Source organism: Nocardioides sp. T5 (genome assembly GCF_048161455.1).
Taxonomy (GTDB): domain Bacteria; phylum Actinomycetota; class Actinomycetes; order Propionibacteriales; family Nocardioidaceae; genus Nocardioides.
Map to the genome: position 1 here is coordinate 2243699 of NZ_CP182415.1, position 21655 is coordinate 2265353.

At 72.9% G+C, this 21655-nt stretch carries 21 protein-coding genes; 9 read left to right on the forward strand and 12 right to left on the reverse strand.

What is annotated here, in order from left to right:
* The first annotated feature begins 276 nt into the window (after window positions 1-276).
* The gene (locus ACNKF0_RS10850; protein WP_299929720.1) at window positions 277-432 is read left to right on the forward strand and encodes a hypothetical protein; all 156 of its coding nucleotides are present in this window, start codon (window positions 277-279) and stop codon (window positions 430-432) included.
* 13 nt (window positions 433-445) lie between these two features.
* Here the strand turns inward: ACNKF0_RS10850 and ACNKF0_RS10855 are convergent, their stop codons facing one another.
* Genes ACNKF0_RS10855 through ACNKF0_RS10870 form a run of 4 tightly spaced genes read right to left on the reverse strand, consistent with a single transcriptional unit; the run spans window position 446 to window position 5976 of the window.
* Window positions 446-940: a beta-class carbonic anhydrase gene (locus ACNKF0_RS10855; protein WP_416958282.1), complete on the reverse strand. Its 495-nt coding sequence runs from the start codon at window positions 938-940 to the stop codon at window positions 446-448.
* 20 nt (window positions 941-960) lie between these two features.
* The gene (locus ACNKF0_RS10860; RefSeq protein ID WP_299929714.1) at window positions 961-2730 is read right to left on the reverse strand and encodes an MFS transporter; all 1770 of its coding nucleotides are present in this window, start codon (window positions 2728-2730) and stop codon (window positions 961-963) included.
* Window positions 2727-3455, reverse strand: a complete 729-nt coding sequence (locus ACNKF0_RS10865; RefSeq protein WP_299929711.1) for an LppX_LprAFG lipoprotein — start codon at window positions 3453-3455, stop codon at window positions 2727-2729. Before ACNKF0_RS10865 ends, ACNKF0_RS10860 begins: the two co-directional genes overlap by 4 nt.
* A 4-nt stretch (window positions 3456-3459) precedes the next feature.
* Window positions 3460-5976, reverse strand: coding sequence for a DNA gyrase/topoisomerase IV subunit A (locus ACNKF0_RS10870; RefSeq protein ID WP_416958285.1), 2517 nt, complete (start codon window positions 5974-5976; stop codon window positions 3460-3462).
* A 75-nt stretch (window positions 5977-6051) separates the two neighbouring features.
* Between ACNKF0_RS10870 and ACNKF0_RS10875 the strand changes: the two genes are divergently transcribed.
* From ACNKF0_RS10875 to ACNKF0_RS10885, 3 genes are read left to right on the forward strand one after another with little or no spacing between them, the layout of a single operon-like run.
* Complete coding sequence (locus ACNKF0_RS10875) at window positions 6052-8775, forward strand: GNAT family N-acetyltransferase (protein WP_416958287.1); 2724 nt, start codon at window positions 6052-6054, stop codon at window positions 8773-8775.
* Between the two features lie 23 nt (window positions 8776-8798).
* Window positions 8799-9380, forward strand: coding sequence for a DUF5998 family protein (locus ACNKF0_RS10880; RefSeq protein WP_299929702.1), 582 nt, complete (start codon window positions 8799-8801; stop codon window positions 9378-9380).
* Entirely contained in the window at window positions 9377-10504 is a 1128-nt protein-coding gene (locus tag ACNKF0_RS10885; protein WP_299929699.1) for an alkaline phosphatase family protein, read from the forward strand. The genes ACNKF0_RS10880 and ACNKF0_RS10885 overlap by 4 nt, the downstream gene beginning before the upstream one ends.
* A 22-nt stretch (window positions 10505-10526) precedes the next feature.
* Here the strand turns inward: ACNKF0_RS10885 and ACNKF0_RS10890 are convergent, their stop codons facing one another.
* Complete coding sequence (locus tag ACNKF0_RS10890) at window positions 10527-11189, reverse strand: thymidine kinase (protein WP_416958291.1); 663 nt, start codon at window positions 11187-11189, stop codon at window positions 10527-10529.
* Window positions 11190-11243: 54 nt separating this feature from the next.
* Here ACNKF0_RS10890 and ACNKF0_RS10895 point away from each other — a divergent pair, with 54 nt between their 5' ends.
* Window positions 11244-12083 carry a sulfurtransferase gene (locus tag ACNKF0_RS10895; protein WP_416958293.1) on the forward strand — a complete coding sequence of 280 codons (840 nt, stop codon included), beginning with the start codon at window positions 11244-11246 and terminating at the stop codon, window positions 12081-12083.
* Here the strand turns inward: ACNKF0_RS10895 and ACNKF0_RS10900 are convergent, their stop codons facing one another.
* Both ACNKF0_RS10900 and sepH read right to left on the reverse strand, forming a co-directional pair.
* Window positions 12084-12923: an MOSC domain-containing protein gene (locus ACNKF0_RS10900; protein WP_416958296.1), complete on the reverse strand. Its 840-nt coding sequence runs from the start codon at window positions 12921-12923 to the stop codon at window positions 12084-12086.
* Window positions 12924-12926: 3 nt separating this feature from the next.
* A complete protein-coding gene (sepH, locus tag ACNKF0_RS10905; RefSeq protein ID WP_416958299.1) occupies window positions 12927-13928 on the reverse strand; it encodes a septation protein SepH in 1002 nt (333 codons plus the stop codon).
* Between the two features lie 138 nt (window positions 13929-14066).
* Here sepH and ACNKF0_RS10910 point away from each other — a divergent pair, with 138 nt between their 5' ends.
* Complete coding sequence (locus ACNKF0_RS10910; RefSeq protein ID WP_299929684.1) at window positions 14067-14702, forward strand: trimeric intracellular cation channel family protein; 636 nt, start codon at window positions 14067-14069, stop codon at window positions 14700-14702.
* Here the strand turns inward: ACNKF0_RS10910 and ACNKF0_RS10915 are convergent.
* Together ACNKF0_RS10915 and ACNKF0_RS10920 are read right to left on the reverse strand one after the other, a co-directional pair.
* Entirely contained in the window at window positions 14699-16021 is a 1323-nt protein-coding gene (locus ACNKF0_RS10915) for a D-arabinono-1,4-lactone oxidase (RefSeq protein WP_416958301.1), read from the reverse strand. The genes ACNKF0_RS10910 and ACNKF0_RS10915 overlap by 4 nt on opposite strands.
* Complete coding sequence (locus ACNKF0_RS10920; RefSeq protein WP_416958304.1) at window positions 16018-17202, reverse strand: MFS transporter; 1185 nt, start codon at window positions 17200-17202, stop codon at window positions 16018-16020. Before ACNKF0_RS10920 ends, ACNKF0_RS10915 begins: the two co-directional genes overlap by 4 nt.
* Before the next feature lie 33 nt (window positions 17203-17235).
* Here ACNKF0_RS10920 and ACNKF0_RS10925 point away from each other — a divergent pair, with 33 nt between their 5' ends.
* The 3 genes from ACNKF0_RS10925 to ACNKF0_RS10935 all read left to right on the forward strand — a co-directional run bounded on the left by ACNKF0_RS10925 (window position 17236) and on the right by ACNKF0_RS10935 (window position 19648).
* On the forward strand, window positions 17236-18351 hold the full coding sequence (locus ACNKF0_RS10925; protein WP_416958306.1) for a ferrochelatase: 1116 nt from the start codon (window positions 17236-17238) through the stop codon (window positions 18349-18351).
* A complete protein-coding gene (locus tag ACNKF0_RS10930) occupies window positions 18348-19157 on the forward strand; it encodes an inositol monophosphatase family protein (protein WP_416958308.1) in 810 nt (269 codons plus the stop codon). Before ACNKF0_RS10925 ends, ACNKF0_RS10930 begins: the two co-directional genes overlap by 4 nt.
* A gap of 200 nt (window positions 19158-19357) precedes the next feature.
* Entirely contained in the window at window positions 19358-19648 is a 291-nt protein-coding gene (locus ACNKF0_RS10935) for a DUF4193 domain-containing protein (RefSeq protein WP_056600397.1), read from the forward strand.
* Window positions 19649-19790: 142 nt separating this feature from the next.
* Here the strand turns inward: ACNKF0_RS10935 and ACNKF0_RS10940 are convergent, their stop codons facing one another.
* From ACNKF0_RS10940 to ACNKF0_RS10950, 3 genes are all read right to left on the reverse strand, one after another.
* On the reverse strand, window positions 19791-20426 hold the full coding sequence (locus ACNKF0_RS10940; protein WP_416958311.1) for a helix-turn-helix transcriptional regulator: 636 nt from the start codon (window positions 20424-20426) through the stop codon (window positions 19791-19793).
* A gap of 425 nt (window positions 20427-20851) precedes the next feature.
* Window positions 20852-21184 carry a DUF4235 domain-containing protein gene (locus ACNKF0_RS10945; RefSeq protein ID WP_299929664.1) on the reverse strand — a complete coding sequence of 111 codons (333 nt, stop codon included), beginning with the start codon at window positions 21182-21184 and terminating at the stop codon, window positions 20852-20854.
* Between the two features lie 9 nt (window positions 21185-21193).
* Window positions 21194-21652: a DUF3093 domain-containing protein gene (locus ACNKF0_RS10950; protein WP_416958314.1), complete on the reverse strand. Its 459-nt coding sequence runs from the start codon at window positions 21650-21652 to the stop codon at window positions 21194-21196.
* Between the last annotated feature and the right edge of the window lie 3 nt (window positions 21653-21655).

Here is a 21655-nt window from a genome sequence, read left to right on the forward strand (position 1 = left end):
GAGCGTGAGACCCGAAGTCGGGTGGGCGAACTGCCTTCATGGTGCACGCATCGTCCCGCTGAACGTAGGCAGTTCGCCTGTATCTCCGGCTGTCCGAGCGCGGTCGTCTCTCGCAGCATCCCGAACTGCCTACGTTGGTCGAGCCCGCGCGCCCCGTTGCCCCGGGGCCGGAACCGCCGCCTCACCGCGACGTCGTACAGCGTGACGCGCGGGACACGCCGTACTGGATGTGGTCGTACCCGCATCCGCGGCCCATCGGTCGGCTAGCGTGCGCCCATGCTCGACATCGGGGGAATCGTGGCGTTGGTCGTCCTGGCCGTGGCCATGTATGCGTCCTACTGGATCATCCGCCTGGCGGTGAAGCACGGCATCGAGGACAGCCGTCGCTACCCGCCCGCCGACCTGCGGCGCACGGACTCCGAGCAGCGCTGACGTCCGCCCGGGCTCAGGCGTGCTCGGTCAGCAACCCCGAGTCGACGTCGTAGAGGAAGCCGCCGACCTTGGCGCGCTCGCCGACGAGCGGGTGGGCGCGCACCTTGGCGACGTCCTCGCGCAGCTGCTCGAGCTGGTCGGTGACCACCCCGAAGGACTGCCAGCTGGCGTCGACGCCTGCGGACTCGCCGACCCTGTCACGCAGGTCCTGCTCGGAGGCGGACGCCATGGCGCAGCGGGTGTGCGGCACCACGAGGATGCGCTGCACGTTGAGCAGGTGCACGCCGAGGACGAGCGCCTCGAGCGCCTGCGGGGTCACGCGCGCGCCGGGGTTGCGGAAGATCTTGGCGTCGCCGTGCTTGAGCCCGAGCATGCCCAGCGGGTCGATGCGCGAGTCCATGCACGTGACGAGGGCGATGCCGGCATGGGCCTTGCCGTCGAAGCCGCCGAGGTCGAAGGAGTCCGCGAACGCGCGGTTGGCCTGCAACAAGTCGTCGAAGTCGCTCACGAACGGCAGGTTAGCGCCCTTCAGGCACGGCCGGTGAAGACGTCTCGCGCCGCCAGCCGGGTGGGGCGCACCTCGCGGAACAGCACGAGCGCGAGGACCGCGGCGACGACTGCGCACCCGGCCGCGCCCCAGAAGACCGCGTGCTCCTGGGCGATGCCGGCGACCCGGAGGAGGTCGGAGAACTCCTTGCACCGGCTCTTGCCGTCGCACACCTCCTGGACCGGCGGCACGGCGAGCTGCTCGGAGTAGTAGCGGCGCAGCCCGATGGTGGTGAGCGCGGAGATGCCCACGAGCATGCCGACCATCCGCGCGACCACCACGAAGGCGCTGGCGACGCCGTGGACGTCGTCGTCGGTGAAGGCGAGCAGTGCGGCGTTGACCGGCGCCAGGGCGAGCCCGAAGCCGAGGCCGCCCGTGACGAGGGCGAGGTTGGCGATCGGCTCCTCGATCGTGGTGAGACCCCAGCGCGTCATCAGCACGAACCCGGTGGCGGCGAGCAGCATCCCGCCGGCGGTCACCAGGCCGGGGGAGAGGAAGCGGATCAGGTACCCGCCCGCGACCGCGCCCACCGGCAGGGCCAGCAGGAAGCGGACCAGTACGAGCGCGGCGGGCAGCTGGTCGTCGGGGTAGACCGTGGTGCGGGCGAACAGCGGGATGTCGATGAGGGCGGCGATCAGCGCGGCACCCACGAAGAAGCTGACCAGCAGCGCCCCCCACGCCGGCGTACGACGCAGCGCGCCGCGGGGGACGAGGGGGCTGGCGGCGCGGCGTACGTGCCAGGTGAAGGCGGCGGCTGCGACGACGGCGCCGAGGAGGTACCACCGGCCCTGGGGCGAGAACACCTCGACCTTGGGGTCGGCGGTGGCGAAGGCGAGGATGACCCCGCCGAGGGCCGCCGCGAGCAGCAGGGCACCGACCAGGTCCGCGTCGACGAGCACGCGTGCCCAGCCGCGCAGGTCGAGCAGGGGGCGCGGCGCCCACCAGCACCAGGCCAGCAGCAGCACGAGCGAGACGACGGTGGCGGCGCCGACCGGGGTGAGCCAGCGTCCGTCGCCGGCGAAGGGGATGAACAGCTGCCCCCACGTCAGGTCGCGCATCATCGGCGCCGGGCGCAGGAAGACCACCGCGGCGCACGCGAAGGTGGTCAGGAGCAGCAGCAGGCCGACGAGGTCGGGCCGCCGTCGGCCCGCCCCGGACGGCTGGTGCGGTGCGAGGGCGCGGATGGCGGCGGCGAGCACGAGGCCGACCGCCAGGTTGATCGCGAAGATCGCGCGCCAGTCGGCGACGGCGAGGACCGCCGCCCCGAAGAGCGGGCCGAGCACCGACCCGATCTCCTGGACGGCGGACACGACGCCCAGCGGGACGCCGCGGCGCTCGACGGGGTAGAGGTCGGCGACCAGCGCGAGCGTGGCCGGCACCAGGCCGCCGCCGCCGACCCCCTGGAGGAACCGGCCGGCGACGATGCTCGGCATGTCGTAGGCGACGGTGGTGATGAGGGAGCCCAGGGCGAACAGCACGAGCGCCATCACCAGCACGGGCACGCGACCGCGCAGGTCGGCGATGCGGCCGATGAGCGGCAGCATCGCGACGTAGCCGAGCAGGAAGCCGCTGACGATCGGCGCCGCGCGCTGGAGCTGGTCGATCGGCACCCCGACCCCGGTCATCATGTCCGGGAGCGCCAGGACGACGACGTAGGTGTCGGCCGCCGCGAAGGCGACGGCGACGGCTGCCATGGCGAGCAGCGCCCGCGAGGTGCGGGAGACCGCGGCCTCGCCCGTGGCGGTGCTCACGGCGCGGTGATGTCCTTCTCGGTGCCGTAGTCGGCGAAGTCGACGGTGTAGGTCATCGGCTCGGCGCGGGGGTAGAAGACGCCGGTGAGCGTCGCCTTGCGGAGCTCGCCGGCGTCGCTGACCTGCCACTCGACGTCGAAGGTGTCGCCCGACGACGAGGGGATGATCGCGTCCATCGCGTCGCCGGGGACGGTGCCGGAGTAGGTGGTGAGGATCTCGCTGTTGTCCGCGCCGCCGCGCACGCTCTCGCCGGCCTCGGGCGACTCGGTGAGGCCCAGCAGCCCGGCGAAGCCGTCCTCGCCGATGAGGTTGGAGGGGTCCGGGGCGCCGTACTCCTTGGGGTTGACCTCGTTCCAGCCCGGGGTGAACGGCAGCTGGGCGTAGACCGTGTCGTCGACCGCGATGACGGGTACGTCGACGGTCTGGCCGGCGAACACCACGGTGATCGAGCCGTCGAAGGCCGGCGCCTGCGTGATCGTGCCTGCGGCCTGGGTGATGCCGGAGACCCCGTCGGGGAGGGAGGGCGTGGACAGGGTGAGGTCGACGCCGCTCGTCTCGGTCAGCGTGGTCGCGGCCTGGTCGAGCACCTCCTCTGGCGTGGGGCCCTCGTCGCCACCCTCGCTCCCGCCCGCGTCACCGGAGCAGGCGGACAGCGCCGGGAGGGCGAGCACGACCGCGGTGAGCGTCGTGGCGAGTCGTCCGGAGGTGCGGGCGCGGGCAGGCATGACCTCAGCCTTCCACAGGGGCGGCTGCGCCACCCTCGCCAGCGCCCGCCGCGGCCGCACGCGTCGCGAGCTGCGCGGACACCGGGGACGCCACCGCGGCGATGGGCTGCGGTGCGGGGACGCCCGAGCCGTCGCGCCGTCCGTTGGCCTCGGGCAGGTCGACGGGCGCCCCGCTCGACGCCGCGGCGCGGGCCGGACCGGGCCCGGCCCAGGCGGTGACCAGGGTGTCCTCGCCCTTGAGGAAGCGGTGGCTCCGCACACCGCCGGTCGCGCGGCCCTTGCCGGGGTACTCGCTGAACGGGGTCACCTTGACGGCGCCGGCCTCGGTGCCGGGCAGGGCCGTGGACGAGCCGGAGGCGGTGACGACGACCGCGTCCTCGGGCACGAAGGCGCCGAAGAACGCCACCCGCTGGCCCGCGCCGAGCTTCATGCCGGCCATGCCGCCGCCGGAGCGGCCCTGCGGTCGTACGCCCGAGGCGGGGAAGTGGAGCAGTTGGGCGTCGGAGGAGATGAAGCAGAGCTCCTCGTCGCCGGTGACGAGCTCGACCGCGCCGACGACCTCGTCGTCATCCTTGAGGCCGATGACCTCCCACTCGTCGCGGTTGAGCACCTCGGGGTTGACCCGCTTCACGACGCCGTCGCGGGTGCCGAGGGCGAGGCCCGGGCCGTCGGTGGGCAGGGAGGTGAGTGCGAGGGCGCGCTCACCGGGGTCGAGGGCGAGCATCTCGCTGAGCGGCAGGGTGCCCTGGAGGTTGGGGTCGTTGGCCGTGGGCGGCAGCTCCGCGTTGCTCAGGTCGAGCACGGAGAGCCGCATCACCCGCCCGCGGTTGGTGACCACGCCGATCTCGCCGCGCTTGGTCGTGCGGACCACGGAGACGGTGACGTCGTGGTTGGCCCGGTCGCCGCCTGAGCCCGGCGGATCGGCGTCCCGGGTGCGGGCGAGGAGGCCGCTGGAGGAGAGCAGGACGTAGCAGGGCTCGTCGGCGACCTCGACGGACGCGACCGCCGCCGTGACGGCGGGAGCCGCGCCGAGCAGGACCGTGCGACGCGGGGTGCCGTGCTCCTTGGCGACGTCGGTGAGCTCGTCGGAGACGACCTTCCGGAGCAGCTTCTCGTCGGCCAGGATCGCGTCGAGGAGCTCGATCGTGCGCTCGAGCTCGCTCTTCTCCTTCTCCAGCTCCAGCCTGCTGAACTTCGTGAGGCGCCGCAGCGGCATGTCGAGGATGTAGTCGGCCTGCACCTCGGAGAGCTCGAAGATCTCGATCAGGCGCTCCTTGGCCGCCGCCGCGTTGTCGGAGCCGCGGATGACCTGGATGACCTCGTCGATGTCGAGGATGGCGATGAGCAGGCCGTCGACGAGGTGCAGCCGGTCCGCGGCCTTCCCCCGGCGGAAGACGGAGCGACGGCGTACGACGTCGAAGCGGTGGCCGAGGAAGACCTCGAGCATCTCCTTCAGGCCCAGCGTGCGCGGCTGTCCGTCGACGAGCGCGACGGCATTGATGCCGAAGGAGTCCTCGAGCGCGGTCTGGCGGTAGAGCTGCTCGAGGATCGCCTCGGGGACGAAGCCGTTCTTGATCTCGATGACCAGGCGCAGCCCGTGCTCGCGGTCGCTGAGGTCCTTGATGTCGGCGATGCCCTGCAGCTTCTTGGCGAGCACGAGCTTCTTGATCTGGTCCATGACGCGCTCGGTGCCGACGCCGTAGGGGAGCTCGGTGACGACGATGCCCTTGCGTCGCGCGGTGACCGACTCGATCCGGGCGGTCGCTCGCATCTTGAAGGTGCCGCGCCCGGTCTCGTAGGCGTCGCGGATACCGTCGAGGCCGACGATCTTGCCGCCCGTGGGCAGGTCGGGGCCGGGGACGAAGCGCATCAGGTCGTCGAGGGACGCCTTCGGGTGCGTGATCAGGTGCTTGAGCGCCTGGACGACCTCGACGAGGTTGTGCGGCGCGATGTTGGTGGCCATCCCGACCGCGATCCCGGCCGACCCGTTGACGAGCAGGTGCGGGATGGCTGCCGGCAGGACGACCGGCTCCATCTCGCGGGAGTCGTAGTTGGGCTTGAAGTCGACCGTGTCCTCGTCGATGGAGGCGGTCATCGCCACCGCCGCGGGCGCCATCCGGCACTCGGTGTAGCGCATGGCGGCGGGGGAGTCGTCGGGCGAGCCGAAGTTGCCGTGGCCGTCGACGGTCCGCAGTCGCATCGACCACGGCTGCGCCATCCGGACGAGCGCGTCGTAGATCGCTCCGTCGCCGTGCGGGTGCAGGCGGCCCATGACCTCACCGACGACGCGGGCGCTCTTGACGTGCCCGCGGTCGGGCCGCAGCGACATCTCGTCCATCGTGTAGAGGATGCGCCGCTGCACCGGCTTGAGGCCGTCGCGCGCGTCGGGCAGCGCGCGGGAGTAGATGACCGAGTAGGCGTACTCGAGGAACGACGTCTGCATCTCGTCGCGGATGTCGGTGTCGAGGATGTGCTCCTCGAAGTCGTCCGGGAGGGGCTCCTGCTTCGTACGTCGTGCCATGGCGCCATTGTCCCCGGTGCCCGCTCGTGGACCGTCGGGGGCACGCCGAGGAGGAGGGGCGGATAGATTGCAGTCGTGACCGAGACGGACGCCGCCGCAGACGAGGTGCGTACGACGCGCCCGCCCCGGCACTGGGAGGCCGACGTCCTGCTGCGCGACGGGCGCACGGCCCACATCAGGCCGATCCAGCCCGAGGACCGCGAGCTGCTCGTCGAGTTCTACAGCCGGGTCTCCGACCAGTCGAAGTACTACCGCTTCTTCTCGCCCATGCCGTTCCTGTCCGAGCGCGACCTCGACCGCTTCACGCAGGTCGACCACCGCGACCGCGTCGCGATGATCCTGCTCGTGGCCGGGCACATGATCGCGGTCGGCCGCTACGACACCATCCGGCCCGGCTACGCCGAGGTGGCGTTCCTCGTCGAGGACGCCCACCAGGGCCGCGGCATCGGCCAGCTGCTGCTGGAGCACCTCGCGCAGGCCGGGCGCGAGCGGGGCATCGACGAGTTCGTCGCGGAGGTCCTGCCCGACAACCAGGCGATGATCCACACCTTCAAGGACGCCGGCTACCAGGTCAGGAGCACGTTCGAGGACGGCGTGATGGAGCTCGTGTTCCGGATCGACCCGACCGACACCGCGCTCGGCGTCATGGAGCAGCGCGAGCACCGCGCGGAGTACGCCTCGATCGAGCGCTTCTTCTCGCCGAGGTCGGTCGCGATCATCGGCGCGAGCCGGCGCCAGGACACCATCGGGCGCGCACTGGTGCGCCACCTCGTCCTCGGCAACTTCACCGGTCGCATCCACGTGGTCAACCCGAGCGCCGACTCGGTCTCCGGGATGCCGGCGTGGAAGTCGGTGGGCGACATCCCGGGGGACGTCGACGTGGCGATCGTCGCGGTGCCCGCCGAGTCGGTCCAGGACGTCGTCCTCGACTGCGCCGCCAAGGGCGTCCACGGCCTGGTCGTGATCTCGTCCGGCTTCGCCGAGACCGGTGAGGAGGGCCGGATGCGGCAGCGCCGGCTGGTCGGGCTGTCCCGGTCCTACGGCCTCCGGCTGATCGGTCCCAACGCGCTCGGCATCATCAACACCGACCCCGACGTCCAGCTCAACGCGTCGCTGTCCTCGGTCATGCCGCCCCGCGGCCGCGCCGGGTTCTTCTGCCAGTCCGGAGCGCTCGGCTCGGCGATCCTGGAGAAGGTGCAGAACCGCGGCCTCGGCCTCACCACGTTCGTCAGCGCCGGCAACCGCGCCGACGTCTCCGGCAACGACCTCCTGCAGTACTGGGAGGAGGACGACGCCACCGAGGTGGTGCTGCTCTACCTCGAGTCCATCGGCAACCCGCGCAAGTTCTCGCGGATCGCGCGCCGGGTGAGTCGCCGCAAGCCGATCGTCGCCGTACGGTCGGGGCGCAGCTCGCAGGGCGTCCCCATGGGGCACGCGGTGCGCAAGATCGGGGCGCCGGGCGAGGCCGTCGACGCGATGTTCCGCCAGGCCGGGATCATCCAGGTCGAGTCGCTGGAGGAGATGTTCGACGTCGCCCAGCTGCTCGCCCACCAGCCGCTGCCGCGCGGGCGCCGGGTCGCGATCGTCGGCAACTCCGACGCCCTCGGCCTGCTCGCGGCCGACGCCGCCAACGGTGTCGGCCTCGTCGTCAACCGGCAGGAGGCGCTCGGCGCGGACGCCACCGCGGAGGACTTCGAGGACGCCCTCGACGCCGCCATCGACGACCCCGAGGTCGACGCGGTGGTCGCGATCTTCATCCCGCCCCTCAACGTCGCGGGCGCCCGCGAGGACGTCGCCAACGTGCTCGCCGCGGTGGGTGAGCAGTCCGACAAGCCCATCGTGTCCACCTTCCTCGGCACCGAGGGCGTCCCCGAGCTGCTGCGCGTGCCCGACGTCGCGGGGTCGAGCGCCGGTCGCGGGTCGGTGCCGTCGTACCCCGCCGTCGAGGCCGCCGTGCGCGCGCTCGCGCGGGTCGTCGAGTACGCCGTGTGGCTGCGCGTGCCGCAGGTGACGGCCATCGAGCCCGGCTCCAACGACCTCGACGCGGCCCGCCACCTCGTCAACGAGGTACTCATGCGCCACCCCGAGGGGCGCGACCTGGACTTCGACGAGCAGCACCGCCTGCTCACCGCCTACGGCATCGACCTGTGGGACACCTACGCCGTCGCCACCCTCGACGAGGCCACGACGGCGGGGGAGACGCTGGGCTGGGACGTCGTGCTGAAGGCGACCGCGGACCACCTGCGCGACCGGCCCGACCTGGCCCACGTGTGGCGCAACATCGACACCCCCGACGAGATGGCGCAGGCGTGGCGCTCGCTCACCAGCCTGATCACCGACCCCGACAACGCCGGGTTCGTCGTGCAGGGCAACGCGCCGCCGGGGGTGCCCGTCACGATCGCGACGATGGAGGACCCGCTCTTCGGCCCCGTCCTGTCCTTCGGCATCGGCGGTCCGCTGACCGAGCTGCTGGGGGACCGGTCCTTCCGGATCCCGCCCCTGGCCGACCACGACGCCCAGGACATGGTGCGCGAGATCAGGGCCTCGCCCCTGCTCTTCGGCTACCGGGGCAGCGAGATCGTCGACGTCGCGGAGATCGAGCGGCTGGTGCGCCAGGTGGCGCAGCTCCAGCACGACCTCCCCCAGGTGCGGGCGCTGCAGCTGCCGCTCGTGCTGGCCGGTGCGGAGGGCGCCACGGTGCTCGGTGCCAACGTGCGGGTCGAGCCGGTGAAGGACCCCCGCTCGGACTGGTTCGTCCGTCGACTGAGCACGATGCCCGGGGACACCCTGCCGGACTGAGCACGGCGTGACAGACTGCCACCATGCCCCGCTCCACCCGTGACGCGGACGTCTCCCACGACCTCCGCAAGGCGATCCACCGCACCGGCTACTACCCCGAGGTCGTCGCCGACGGCGTCTTCTCCGCGGCGGGCGGCGAGGAGGTCGTGTCCTACTTCGTCCACCACGAGACGACGTTCGACCACGAGGAGGTACGCCGGCACCTCACGGCGCTCCTGCTGACGCCGACCCGGCTGGTCATCGCGCACACCGACGAGCACCCGGGCGACGACCTGCTGCCCGAGCCCTACACCTCCACCACCACCGAGGCGGTCACCCTGACGTCCATCCGGACCGTGGTCGTGACCCGGATGGTGGCCAACCCGACCAAGGGCGTCGCCCCGCCGGCCGAGGCCGTGCTGACGATCGGCTGGGGCGGCGTGGGACGCCTCGACCTCGAGCCCGCCGCCTGCTCGGACCCGAGCTGCGACGCCGACCACGGCTACACCGGCACCCTCGCCGGCGACGACTACACGCTCCGCGTCTCGGCGGCCGCCGAGGGAGCCGACGCCGTGGCCGGTCTGCTCGGCTTCGCGGACGCCCTGTCCGCGCGCACCCGCGGATGACCGCCCCGGCGGTTTTCACCCCGCCGGCCTACGGCGACCGCTCGCTCGCCGACGTCGTGCCGTCCGTCGCCCGCGCTCTGGGCGTCGAGCTGCACGGGCACCCCGCCGGGATCGAGCTCCCGCCCGCGCCGTCGTACGTCGTCTTCCTCGTCGACGGCATGGGGGCCGAGCTGCTCACCCGCTACGCCCATGCGGCGCCCTACCTGTCGTCGCTCGTCGACGGCGGTTCCACCGGGACGGCCGGCGTGCCCTCGACCACGGCCACGTCGCTCACCTCCCTCGGCACCGGGCTGGTGCCGGGTGCGCACGGGCTCGTCGGCTTCACCGCCCGCATCCCGGGCACCGACCGGCTGCTCAACCACCTCTGGTGGGACACGAACGTCGACCCGGTCGAGTGGCAGCCGCACCCGACGGCGCTCGGTCGGCTCGCCCACGCCGGCGTCCACGTCACCTCGGTCAACAAGCGTGACTTCGACGGCTCCGGCCTGACGATCGCCTCGCAGCGCGGGGCGACGTACGTCGGCGCCGACCGCGTCGGCGAACGGATCGCCGCGACCGTCGCCGCGTCGGCGGACCGGCCGTCACTGACCTATGTCTACGACTCCGACCTCGACTGGACCGGCCACAAGTTCGGCGTGGCCTCGACGCAGTGGCTGCAGCAGCTGGCGATGGTCGACGCCGAGGCCGAGCAGCTGCGCGAGGCGCTGCCGGCCTCGACCCGCCTGCTGGTCGTCGCCGACCACGGCATGGTCGACAGCCCGCGTGGGTCGCGCGTCGACGTCGACGAGGTCGACGGGATGCGGGACGGGGTCGCGCTCCTCGGCGGCGAGGCCAGGTTCCGCCACCTCTACTGCGCCGCGGGTGCCGTGGCCGACGTGGTGACCACCTGGCGCGAGGTGCTGGGGGAGCGAGCGACCGTCCTCACCCGCGAGGAGGCCATCGGCCGGGGCTGGTTCGGCGCCGTGTCGCCGGGCGTGCTGCCGCGCCTGGGCGACGTCATGGTCGCGTGCCACGGCGACAACGCGGTGATGTCGAGCCGCGACTTCGCCTACGAGGACACCCTGGTCGGGCTCCACGGCTCGCTGACCTCGACCGAGATGCTGATCCCGATCCTGGTCGGCTGAGCCGGCGACCCGCGCGCAGGGGTCAGCCGAAGGGAAGCGGTTCCGGGGCCAGGCTGACCGCCTTGGCGCGTGCGGCGGTCAGACGTCGGCGGTGGTGCTGGCGGCAGAGCACCTCGTAGGCCACGTCGTCGGGGCCGGCCGGCGGCTCGTCGACCTGGTCCACGTCGCCGACGACGATGACCTCACCCTCGACGACCATCGCGCCGTTCTCGGTGCGGGCGTTGTGGGTGGCGCGCTTGCCGCACCAGCACAGCGCCTCGACCTGGAGCACGTTCATCCGGTCGGCGAGCTCGACGAGCCGCGCGCTCCCGGGGAAGAGGTAGGAGCGGAAGTCGGTGAGGATGCCGAAGGCGAAGACGTCGATCTGCAGCTCGTCGACGACCTTGGCCAGCTGGTCGATCTGCTCGGCCGCGTAGAACTGGGCCTCGTCGCAGACGAGGTAGTCGATCCGCCCGCCACGCGTGAGCGTGTCGACGACGTAGGCCCAGAAGTCGAAGCCCTCGTCGACCTCGAGCGCCTCGTGGGTCAGACCGAGGCGGCTGGACACCACCGCCTGCCCGGAACGGTCGTGGGTCGTGAAGATCCGCCCGACGCGACCGCGCGCGGCGTGGTTGTGGTTGGTCTGGAGCGCCAGCGTCGACTTGCCGGAGTCCATCGTGCCGGTGAAGAAGTGCAGTTCAGCCATGTCGCGCGAATCCTGTCACAGCCTCCGCCCGGCGCGACGGCTACCGTGCCGGCCATGGACCAGGACTTCCGCCGCAGCCACCTCCGCGGACCGCTGACCAGCCCCGACGAGCTCGCCGCGGACCTCGGCGGTGTCACCGTCCTCGACGTGCGCTACCTCATGGGCGGGCCGGCGGGGCGCGAGCAGCACGTGGCCGGCCACGTGCCGGGAGCGGCGTACGTCGACCTCGACGAGGACCTCGCCGACCCGCCGGGCTCCGGCGGTCGGCACCCGCTGCCCGATCCGGGACGCTTCGAGGCGGCGATGCGACGCGCGGGGGTGCGGGACGACCACCCCGTGGTCGTGTACGACGACTGGCAGGGGCGGGCGGCCGCGCGGGCGTGGTGGCTGCTGCGGCACCACGGCCACCGCGACGTACGCGTCCTCGACGGCGGGTGGACCGCGTGGCTCGAGGACGGGCACCCGGCCGAGGCCGGTCCGGTGGACGTGGAGCCGGGCGACTTCACGGTCGGGCCGAGCGACAGGGCCCCCGCCGTCGGCCCCGAGGAGGTGCTGGACGTCGAGGTCCTCATCGACGCTCGGGCGCCCGAGCGCTACCGCGGGGAGACCGAACCGGTCGACCCCGTCGCCGGCCACGTGCCGGGCGCCGTCAACGTGCCGACGACCGCCAACCTCGACGAGCGGGGGCGCTTCCTGGCTCCCGAGCGCCTCCGCGAGGTGTACGCCGCTGTGGGCGCCGACACGGCGTCGTCGGTGGCCGCGTACTGCGGGTCCGGTGTGACCGCCGCCCACGACCTGCTCGCCATGGAGGTCGCCGGCATCCGTGCCGCGCTCTACCCGGGGAGCTGGAGCGGCTGGATCACCGACCCGGAGCGGCCGGTCGCGACCGGTTGATCAGCCCGCCCGGACCTCGTCCCCGACGCTGATCAGGCCGGTGGTCTCGGGGACGAGGTGCACGGCGAAGAGCACCTTGCCGCCGTCGGAGCGGCGGTGCCGGGCCAGGGTGCGCGTCGGCTCCTTCGCGGTCGTGAGCGTGACCGGGTCGAGGGTCGCCATCACGCAGCGGCCGACCGGCTTGCCGATGCGGAAGGCGACGTCGCCGACGAGGATCCGGGTCCAGCCGTCCTCGGCGAACGGTTCGTCGCCGTCGACGACGAGGTTGGCGCGGAAGCGTTCCACCGGCAGCGGGTCGGGCGGCACCTCACCGAGCTCGAGCGAGCGCTCGAGGATCCAGTCGTTGAGCCGGCGCATCGAGGCGAGGGATGCGATCGTCACCGGGAACGAGTCGGGGAACGCGGCGTGGTCGCCGGGGCGGGAGAACCCCGGTTGCAGCGAGCGCCGCTCGGGGGCGTGGCACCAGACCAGGCGCAGGTCGCCGCGTCCCAGCACGGAGCGCACCCACGCGTCGGCGTCCGGTCCGGCGGGTCGGGCCTGCAGGTCGAGGGAGAACAGGTGGACGTCGACCGGCGCGGCTCCGGGGACGTCGACGAGCAGGTCGGGGTGACCCGGGGCGCGGAGCCGGAGCGCGGCGGTGACGGACGGATCGGTCGACGGCGTGTCGGCGACCACGTGGAAGAGGCGGTGCACCTCGCGTGCCGAGACGAGGCGGCCTGCACCGTCGACCACCATCCATGTCCGGTCGTCGACCAGGCCGCGTGGCTGCACGGTCGTGGACCTGATCGGACGGATGGCGCCGGACTTGAGCGGGTGGACGTTGAGCTGGACGAGGCGCAAGCGTCAGTCGCCCTTGCCGCCGCCGAACATGATCTCGTCCCAGCTCGGAACCGACGCGCGGCCGCGCTTCTTGGCCGGCCTGGGCTTCGGCTCGGCAGGGGTCTCGGCGGCCGGCTCCGGCTGGGCCTCGGCCGGCGCGTCGGCCGGCGCGTCGGCCGTGTCCTCGGCGTTGCGGTCGCCCCGGTCGTCGCCCCGGTCGTCGAGGTAGGCCTCGACCGGCTGCTCGGCGCCCAGCCCGGTGTCGGAGAGCTCCATCGTGGTCTCCTCCGGGGTGGCGGAGGGCTCCTCGGCGGTGACCATCTCGATCGCGTCGTCGCCGAGCGGCAGGTCGTCACCGATCGCGGTGAGCCGACGCTGGCGCGCGGCCGCGAGGTCGTCGGATGCCGGCGCGGCTGTCGCCGCGGTCTCGGCAACCGGGGTGGCGTCGCCGACCAGCCACCGTGCGTCGTCGTCGTCGAGCGTCACGAAGCTGCCGCGCGGGTCGTGCGAGAACGTCGCGGTCCCGATGCGACCGCCCACGTCGTACAGCGCGGTCAGCGTCCACCGGCCGTCCTCGCGGCGCCAGGCGTCCCACTCGACGCTGGCCGGGTCGACGTCGTGTGCGCGGAGGTGGGCAGCCACGGCCTCGCCGAGGGTGCGGGCGCCGGACTCGGACGCGCGGCGGCGTACGGAGGCCAGCAGCGCACGCTCGGCGACGTGGGCGCGCTCGGCCATCACCGGCGCCGCGAACGGCATGATCTTCTCCACCGAGGTGCCGGCGGCGTGGGCCACCGCCTCGGGTGACTCACCGGCCCGGATGCGCATCTGGATGTCGCGGGGGCGGAGGGTTGATTCCATCGGGATCTCCAACTGGCCAGACGTGTCGGGGCCGCTGCTGTCGGGGGCGCCGCTGACGGCGCGACGGAGCCGGGGGTCGATCGCCAGGGTGTGCTCCTGGCCCGACTGGTCCACCAGGAGCAGGCGCTTGCCGTCCCTGCTGCGTCCGGTGAACGTCAGCTTGGCCATGGACGGCGGACTCCTGCCTGGCGGGTGGTCGGGGCGGTCGAGGTGGTCGGCGGTGCACGGGGAATCCGTGTCGCTCGAGCCTACGCCAGCGCGGTGCCCCGGCACGGTTGCCCCCGCGGCGCGCCCTAGGCTTCCGATGTGCCTGAGCCGGAGTTCGCGACGCCGCTGGTCGTCCTCGACCTGACGGGGATCTTCTTCTTCGCGGTCGCCGGAGCGCTGGTCGCGGTCCGCAAGAACCTGGACCTCTTCGCGGCGCTCGTCCTCGGCGGCATCACCGGGCTGGGCGGCGGCTTCATCCGCGACGTGCTGATCGGTGCGACGCCACCGGCCGCCCTGACCGACTGGCGCTACCTGTTGGTCCCCGTCTTCGCCGGGCTGCTCACCTTCGCCTTCCACCCCGCGGTCGGGCGCCTCGAACGGGTGGTGACCCTCTTCGACGCCTTCGGGCTGGCGGTGTTCTGCGTGACCGGCGCGCTGAAGGCCGTCGAGTTCGGCCTCGGCCCGGTGCCGGCGGCCCTCATGGGGATGGTCACCGGAGTCGGCGGCGGCGTGATCCGCGACGTGCTCGTCGGCAGCGTCCCGGTGATCTTCGAGGGTGTCCTCTATGCGACCCCGGCCCTGGCGGGGGCCGCCGTCGCGGTGCTCCTCGATCGCGCCGACCTGCCGTTCCTCGTGGTCGCCGCGGCCGGGTTCTCCACCTGCCTCACCTGGCGGTTGCTCGCGCTCGTGCGCGGGTGGCGAGCACCCCTGCCCAAGGGCCCGGCCAACGTCTAGTCGCCCAGCACCCGCCGGAGGTGCGCATTGGCGAAGACCCGGTCGGGATCGAGCCGGTCGCGCAGCGCGAGGAAGTCCTCGAAGCGGTCGTACGCCGGTGCCAGGTCCGCGGTCGTGCGGGTGTGCACCTTGCCCCAGTGGGGGCGCCCGCCCGCCTCGCGCAGGATCGGCTCGAGCCCGCCGAAGTAGGCCGTGTGGTCGGTGTCGGCCGGCACGTGGAAGGCGAGGTAGAGGCTGTCGCGGCCGTGGGCGGTCGACAGCGCGACGTCGTCGGCGCGGGCGGTGCGTACCTCGACGGGGAACGCGATGCGCCAGTCGCTGGCGTCGATGGCCCGGCGGCACGCGCGGAGCACGTCGAGCCCGACCTCGCGCGGGACGGCGTACTCCATCTCCCGGAAGCGCACCCGTCGCGGCGTCACGAAGACCCGGTGCGCGAGGTCGCTGTAGCGGCGCTCGGACTGCGCGCGGGCGGCGACCCGGTTGATGCGCGGGACCAGGGCGGGCGCCCGCGAGCCGACGCGGCACAGGGCGCCGAAGATGCCGTTCGACAGCACCTCGTCCTCCCACCACGCCGCGGCGCGCGACGGGGGCTGCTGCTCGCCGGGGTCGAGGTCGGTGCGGACGTTCTGCTTGACCATGAGGCGGTCGGTGCGCGGGAACCAGTAGAGGTCGAGGTGGTGCGCGGCGTCCGCCATCTCGTCGTACGACGCCAGCCCGCGCTCCCACGTCATCGGCTGCTCGTGGGCCTCGACGACGAAGAGCGGCTCGACGTGGAAGGTCAGGCTGGTCAGGACGCCGAGCGCGCCGAGACCGACGCGGGCGAGGTCGAAGACGTCCGGGTTCTCGGTCGCGGAGGCGCGCAGCACCTCACCGGTCCCGGTGACCATCTCGAGGCCGGCGAGCTGGGCGGCCAGGCCGGCCGCCGTGCCACCGGTCCCGTGGGTGCCGGTGGAGACCGCGCCCGCGAGCGTCTGCTCGGCGATGTCGCCCATGTTGTGCAGGGAGAGACCGAGGTGCTCGAGGGCGAGGTTGAGGTCCTTGAGCCGGGTGCCGGCGCGGGCCGTCACCGTCATGGCCTCGCGGTCCACGGCGAGGATGCCGCGCAGCCCCTCGGGGCGCAGCAGGGTGTGCTCGGGTGCCGCGATGGCGGTGAAGCTGTGCCCGGTGCCGGTCATCTTGACGGTCGTGCCCGCGTCACGCGTCCGGCGTACGACGTCCACGACTGCCTCGACGGAGCCGGGCGTCTCGACGTGGCGGGGGACGGCCTCCTCGAGCCCGGACCAGTTGCGCCAGAGGTGACCGTGGAGGGCGGAGCTCATGCCCGCAGACTAGGGGCCGGGCGGGCCGCCTGCGCGGCGAGCGCGCCGAGCAGTCCGCCGGCCAGCGCCACGGCGTACGCCGCCGAGGCCCCGCTGTGGTCCACGACGAACCCGGCGATGCTGGCGCCGGGGGCCACGCCCGCCACGATCCCCGTGTGCAGGATCGCCATGCCCTCGGTGAGGCGACCGGACGGGACGCCCTGCTCGACCATCGTCATCGCGCCGATCATCGTGGGCGCGATGGCGAGCCCGCCGACCAGCAGGACCACGGCCATCACCGGGACGGAGTCGACGAACATCAGCGGTGCCATCGCCAGCGCCATCGCCGCGGACCCCCACCTCAGCCGGACGTCCGGGCCGCTGCGCCAGGCGATCGCGCCGGTCACCAGCCCGGCGACGAGGCTGCCGAGCGACCACACCGCCAGCAGCCAGCCCGCCACCCAGCGCTGGCCCTGCTCCTCGGCGAAGGCGACCGTGGTGACCTCGGCGGCGCCGAAGAGCGCGCCGAGGGTCAGGCAGACGAGCGCGAGCGTCAGGACGAGCCGCCAGGGCATCGGGGGCCGTGGGCCTGCCGGCGAGCTGCGCCCGGCGGGGGGCTCGGTGCGCCGCTGCGCTGCGAACGCGAAGGTGCCGACCACCCCGCTGACCAGCGCGAAGGTGAGGCCCGCGACCGGGTGCCAGCTGGTGGCCAGCAGGGTGACGAGCACCGGGCCCACGACGAAGACGACCTCGTCGAGGACGGCCTCGAGGGCGAACGCCGTCTGCTTCTCACCCGGGTCGTCGAGCAGGTGCGACCACCGGGTGCGGACGCTGGCGCCGACCTGGGGGAGCGCGGCGCCGGCGACGGCCGCGAAGACGTACGTCCAGATCCGCGGCCAGTCCTGCTCGACGGCGAGCATCATCAGCGCGAGACCGGTGCCGAACACCGAGATCGCCAGCGGCAGGACGCGCGCCTGTCCGAAGTGGTCGACCCACCGTCCGTGCAGCACCGCGAACGCGGCCTCGGCCAGCACGAACACCGCCGAGACCGTCCCGGCCAGCCCGTAGGAGCCGGTGCGTTCCTCGACCAGCAGGACGATGCCCAGCCCGACCATCGAGATGGGGAGCCGGGCGACGAGGGCGGCGCTGCTGAAGCCGAACGCGCCGGGGCGTGCCAGCACCCGGCGGTAGGAGTCGAGCACAAGCGGGATGGTAGGCCGCTCTACGCTGGCCCCATGAATCCTGCGGGTCACCCGGACGTGAAGCCGTACGACGCTCTCCTGGTCCTCTCCTTCGGAGGTCCCGAGAAGCCTGAGGACGTGGTGCCGTTCCTCGAGAACGTCACCCGCGGGCGCGGGATCCCGCGCGAGCGCCTCGAGCAGGTGGGGGAGCACTACTTCCTGTTCGGCGGCAAGAGCCCGATCAACGACCAGAACCGGGCGCTGATCGCGGCGCTCGAGAAGGACTTCGCCGACCAGGGCATCGACCTGCCGGTCTACTTCGGCAACCGCAACTGGGACCCCTACCTCGCCGACACGCTCGCGCAGATGACCGCTGACGGCGTCCAGCGCGCGGCGGTCTTCGCCACGTCGGCGTACTCGTCGTGGTCGTCGTGCCGGCAGTACCGCGAGAACCTGTGGGACGCCGTCGAGCAGACCGACGGCGCGCCTCGCCTCGACAAGCTCCGGCAGTACTACAACCACCCGGGCTTCCTCGAGCCCGCCGTCGACGCCTGCCTGGAGGCCCTGGCGGCGCTGCCCGACGGGGGCGACCGGGCGCGGCTCGTGTTCGTCACCCACTCGATCCCGACCGCGATGGCCGAGACCAGCGGCTCGGAGGACCCGGCCGGACAGCCGCGCGGGGCCTACGTCAAGCAGCACCGCAGTGCCGCCGACGAGATCGCCCGGCGGGTCCGGGAGGCCACCGGGCGGGCCCACCGCCACGACCTGGTCTACTGCTCGCGCTCGGGTGCGCCGTCCACGCCGTGGCTGGAGCCCGACGTCAACGACCACCTCGAGGAGCTGGCCACCGACGGGGTGAGCGGCGTGGTGCTCGCCCCGATCGGGTTCGTCTCCGACCACATGGAGGTCATCTACGACCTCGACACCGAGGCGATGGCGACCGCCGAGCGCCTGGGCATGAAGGCGGTGCGCGCGTCGACGGCAGGGACCGACTCGCGGTTCGTGGCGATGGTCCGCGACCTCGTGCTGGAGCGGGCCGCGGCCGAGCGGGGCGAGTCGCCCGAACGCCCGGCGCTGGGCTCGATGCCGGCGGGGCCCGACCTGTGCGGAGCGGGTTGCTGCCCCAACCCGCGAGGACCGCGCCCGGCCCTGTGCGGGGCCGACTCGTGACGGTCGCTCCCGTCGAGCTGCGCGACCTGGCCACGTCCCTGGCCCACGAGGGTGCCGGCCTGGCCCGCGAGATGCGGCGCGGCGGCATCGACGTGGCCGACACCAAGACCAGTGCGGTCGACGTCGTCACGGAGGCCGACCGGGCCGTCGAGGAGCTGCTGCGCTCCCGCATTGTCGCCCAGCGCCCTGACGACGCGATCCTCGGGGAGGAGGGCGACGACCGGGACGGCACCTCAGGGGTCCGCTGGGTCCTCGACCCGATCGACGGGACCGTGAACTACCTCTACGGCCTGCCCGACTGCGCCGTGTCCGTGGCCGCCGAGGTGGACGGAGTCGTGGTCGCTGGCGCCGTGGTGACGATCCCCACAGGTGTCGAGTACGCCGCTGCGTCGGGGCACGGTGCGACGCGTGACGGGTCGGCGATCTCCGTCCGGCCGTCGCCGCCGCTCGCCGAGCGTCTCGTGCTGACGGGCTTCGGCTACCAGCGTGAGGTGCGCGAGCACCAAGCGGGCTGTGTGGCCGCGCTACTGCCCGAGGTCCGTGACATCCGCCGGATGGGCTCGTGCGCCCTCGACCTGTGCCACGTGGCGGACGGCAGCGGCGACGGTTACGTCGAGGCCGGGCCGCAGCCGTGGGACTGGTCCGCCGGTGGGCTGGTGCTGCGCGAGGCCGGCGGTCGCTTCGAGCTGCTCGACGGCACCTTCACCCTCGGCTCGCACCCCCTGCGCAACGTGGTCGTGGGCGCCCCCGCAGACGGCTGGGACGACTTCGTCGCCGCGCTCGCGACAGCGGGGTTCATCGCCTGAGGCGCCCCCCGTGGGGGTGGGCTGGACCCGCCTGCCGAGGCGGGAATAGCGAGACGTCACCCACTGTTCAGGCGACACGTCGCGGACCGGCTCACCACGGAGCCGGTTCATGGTGCACAATCTGGCGCCGACGACGCGCACAACTGGGACGTCCCGCCGCGATCCGGCAGGACGGGTCCACAGCATGGGGAGAGGTAACGATGGCCACCGACTACGACGCACCACGCAAGTCCGAGGAGGACCAGAGCGAGGAGAGCATCGAGGAGCTCAAGGCCCGACGCCACGACAAGAACTCCGGCAAGGTCGACGAGGACGAGACCGAGGCCGCTGAGTCCTTCGAGCTCCCGGGCGCCGACCTCTCGCACGAGGAGCTCGCGGTCGAGGTCATGCCTCGGCAGGACGACGAGTTCACCTGCATGAGCTGCTTCCTGGTGCACCACCGGTCGCAGCTGGCCGACGAGAAGAAGCTCATCTGCCGCGACTGCATCTGAGTCCGGTTGCTGGGTCTCCGAACCTGATCCTGGGTTCGGAATGGGGCTCGGGCTGGGCCTTCGAACACGACGGCGCCTGTTCCTCCTCGCGAGGGGCGGGCGCTGTGGCGTGTCTGGGGCCGCTGGTCGGTGGCTGGTCGGGTCACCCGGCGCGGCGGGGCGGTGTCGAGAGCGCCCTCCTGCGAGCCTCCCGCTCCTCGTCGAGGTGCACGGCCTCGGCCCTGAGCTGATGCCTGGCCGGGTGGTCGACGGGCGTTCCGAAGAGCATCCGCTCCACCCTTCGCCGGTGCGGGCACGTCCGGTAGCGGACGCACGGCGTCCCCACCCTGCGTGAGCGGTCGACACTGGTGAAGTAGTCGATACTCGTCATGTCCCGGTACTTCCGCGGCACCCACCACCCGGTCACCCGGAGGTCGACGTGGGCCGGGTAGCGGTTCCCGTTGCGCGCACGGGCGCCGTCGGCCCGCATCGGCTCGACCCGCTCACCTGACGTCTCATCGTGCAGGGCTACCGCGATGCCGGCGAGGCGCAGCATTCGCTGCAGGACGCTCACCCGCGGACTCGTGCGCTCGGTCTCCCACCGCGCCACTGCCGACTGGGACACCCCGAGCAGGAGGGCCAGTCCGCGCTGCGACACGTCGAGGATCCGTCTGACTCGCCGGACGAGCCCCGGCACGCCCCCGTCGAAGGGACCCATGTGCAGCCACACGAGCTCCGCCTCACTCAGTCCCGCCGCCCTGCCCCCGGCCGCCCCGCGCCCCGCCGTCGTACCGCTCATGTGCCTTCCTCCTTGTGATCGCCGTCTGTCGTACGACGAGCGAACCGCGAGGAGCCGACAGCGGTGGCAGCCCTCTCCACAGGAGGCGGCGCCGACCACTCCTGGTCGCCCCTGTGGACGCTTCGTGGCCACGGATGTCGTCCGGGCCGGGCGTGTCGACCCCCCGGACCGCACAGTGGCCGGTGAGTCGCTGAGCGACTCACCGGCTAGTGAGCCGTTGGCGGGGGCGCCCGATGTCAATGAGTCGCTGGGAGACTCACTGGCCATGGTCGGGCGAGGTACGCCCGCGGGGGGCCGAGGGGCGTGAGCGGGGAGGTCGTCCTGCCGAGAGTCCGGACCGGCCCGGACTCCGACGAGCGAGCCCGGGGCCGGCTCCGGCGCCGGGGCGCGGGTGGGCTCGGTGGATCTGGAGAGGCTGTCCGACGTCAGGACTCGGCGGCGGGCGCCTTGTCGGCGTCCTGGCCGTCCTTCTTGAGCTGCGGGGGGAGGTGGCCGGTGGACTTGGCGTAGTAGTGCGCTGCGCGGCGGGTGGCGAGCATGCGTGCGACGCCGATCAGGGTGCCGCTGACGGCGGCCCACATGACGGCCTCACCGATGCTGACGTCGGGGTCGGCCGGGTTGGCGGGCGGGTTCTTCCCGGTGGCCGCGCGCCAGGACGAGTTGAGGCCCTTCTTGGCCACGGCTGCCGCGCCGATCGCGGCGACGAGGGAGAACGCAGAGTAGAACTTGCTGGAGCTGTCCGCTGTGGAAGAAGCCATGGACGCACCCTACCCAGCAGTTGCGCGCGTCCGCCCCGCCTCCAGGGCTGAGACGAGGGCGTCGGGTCGGCGCGAGCTGACCAGCCAGTACGGCGTCGGATCGGCGGGGTCCGCGATGTCCACCCGGACGCCGCGCTTGAGGTAGGGGCGCAGCAGGAGGTAGGCCCTCGCGTCGGCGTCCACGCCCGCCTGACGTCGTACGTCGTCCGCCTCGAGTGCGGTTGCGGGACCGACGAGCTCCAGCGGGATGTGCGCCCGGCCGGCGCGGAAGGTCGTGCCGTCCACGGACACCCGCGGGCGGCCGTAACCGACGAACATGACGACCAGGACACCCATGGCCAGGGCCGTGACGGACCACGCCACGACCTCGGGCGTGGCGGCGAGGACGGCCAGCCACAACGACGCCACGAACATCGTGCCCTGCACCCACCAGCGGAGCGGGACGGTGAGGCGTTCGGCGTAGTCCACGGC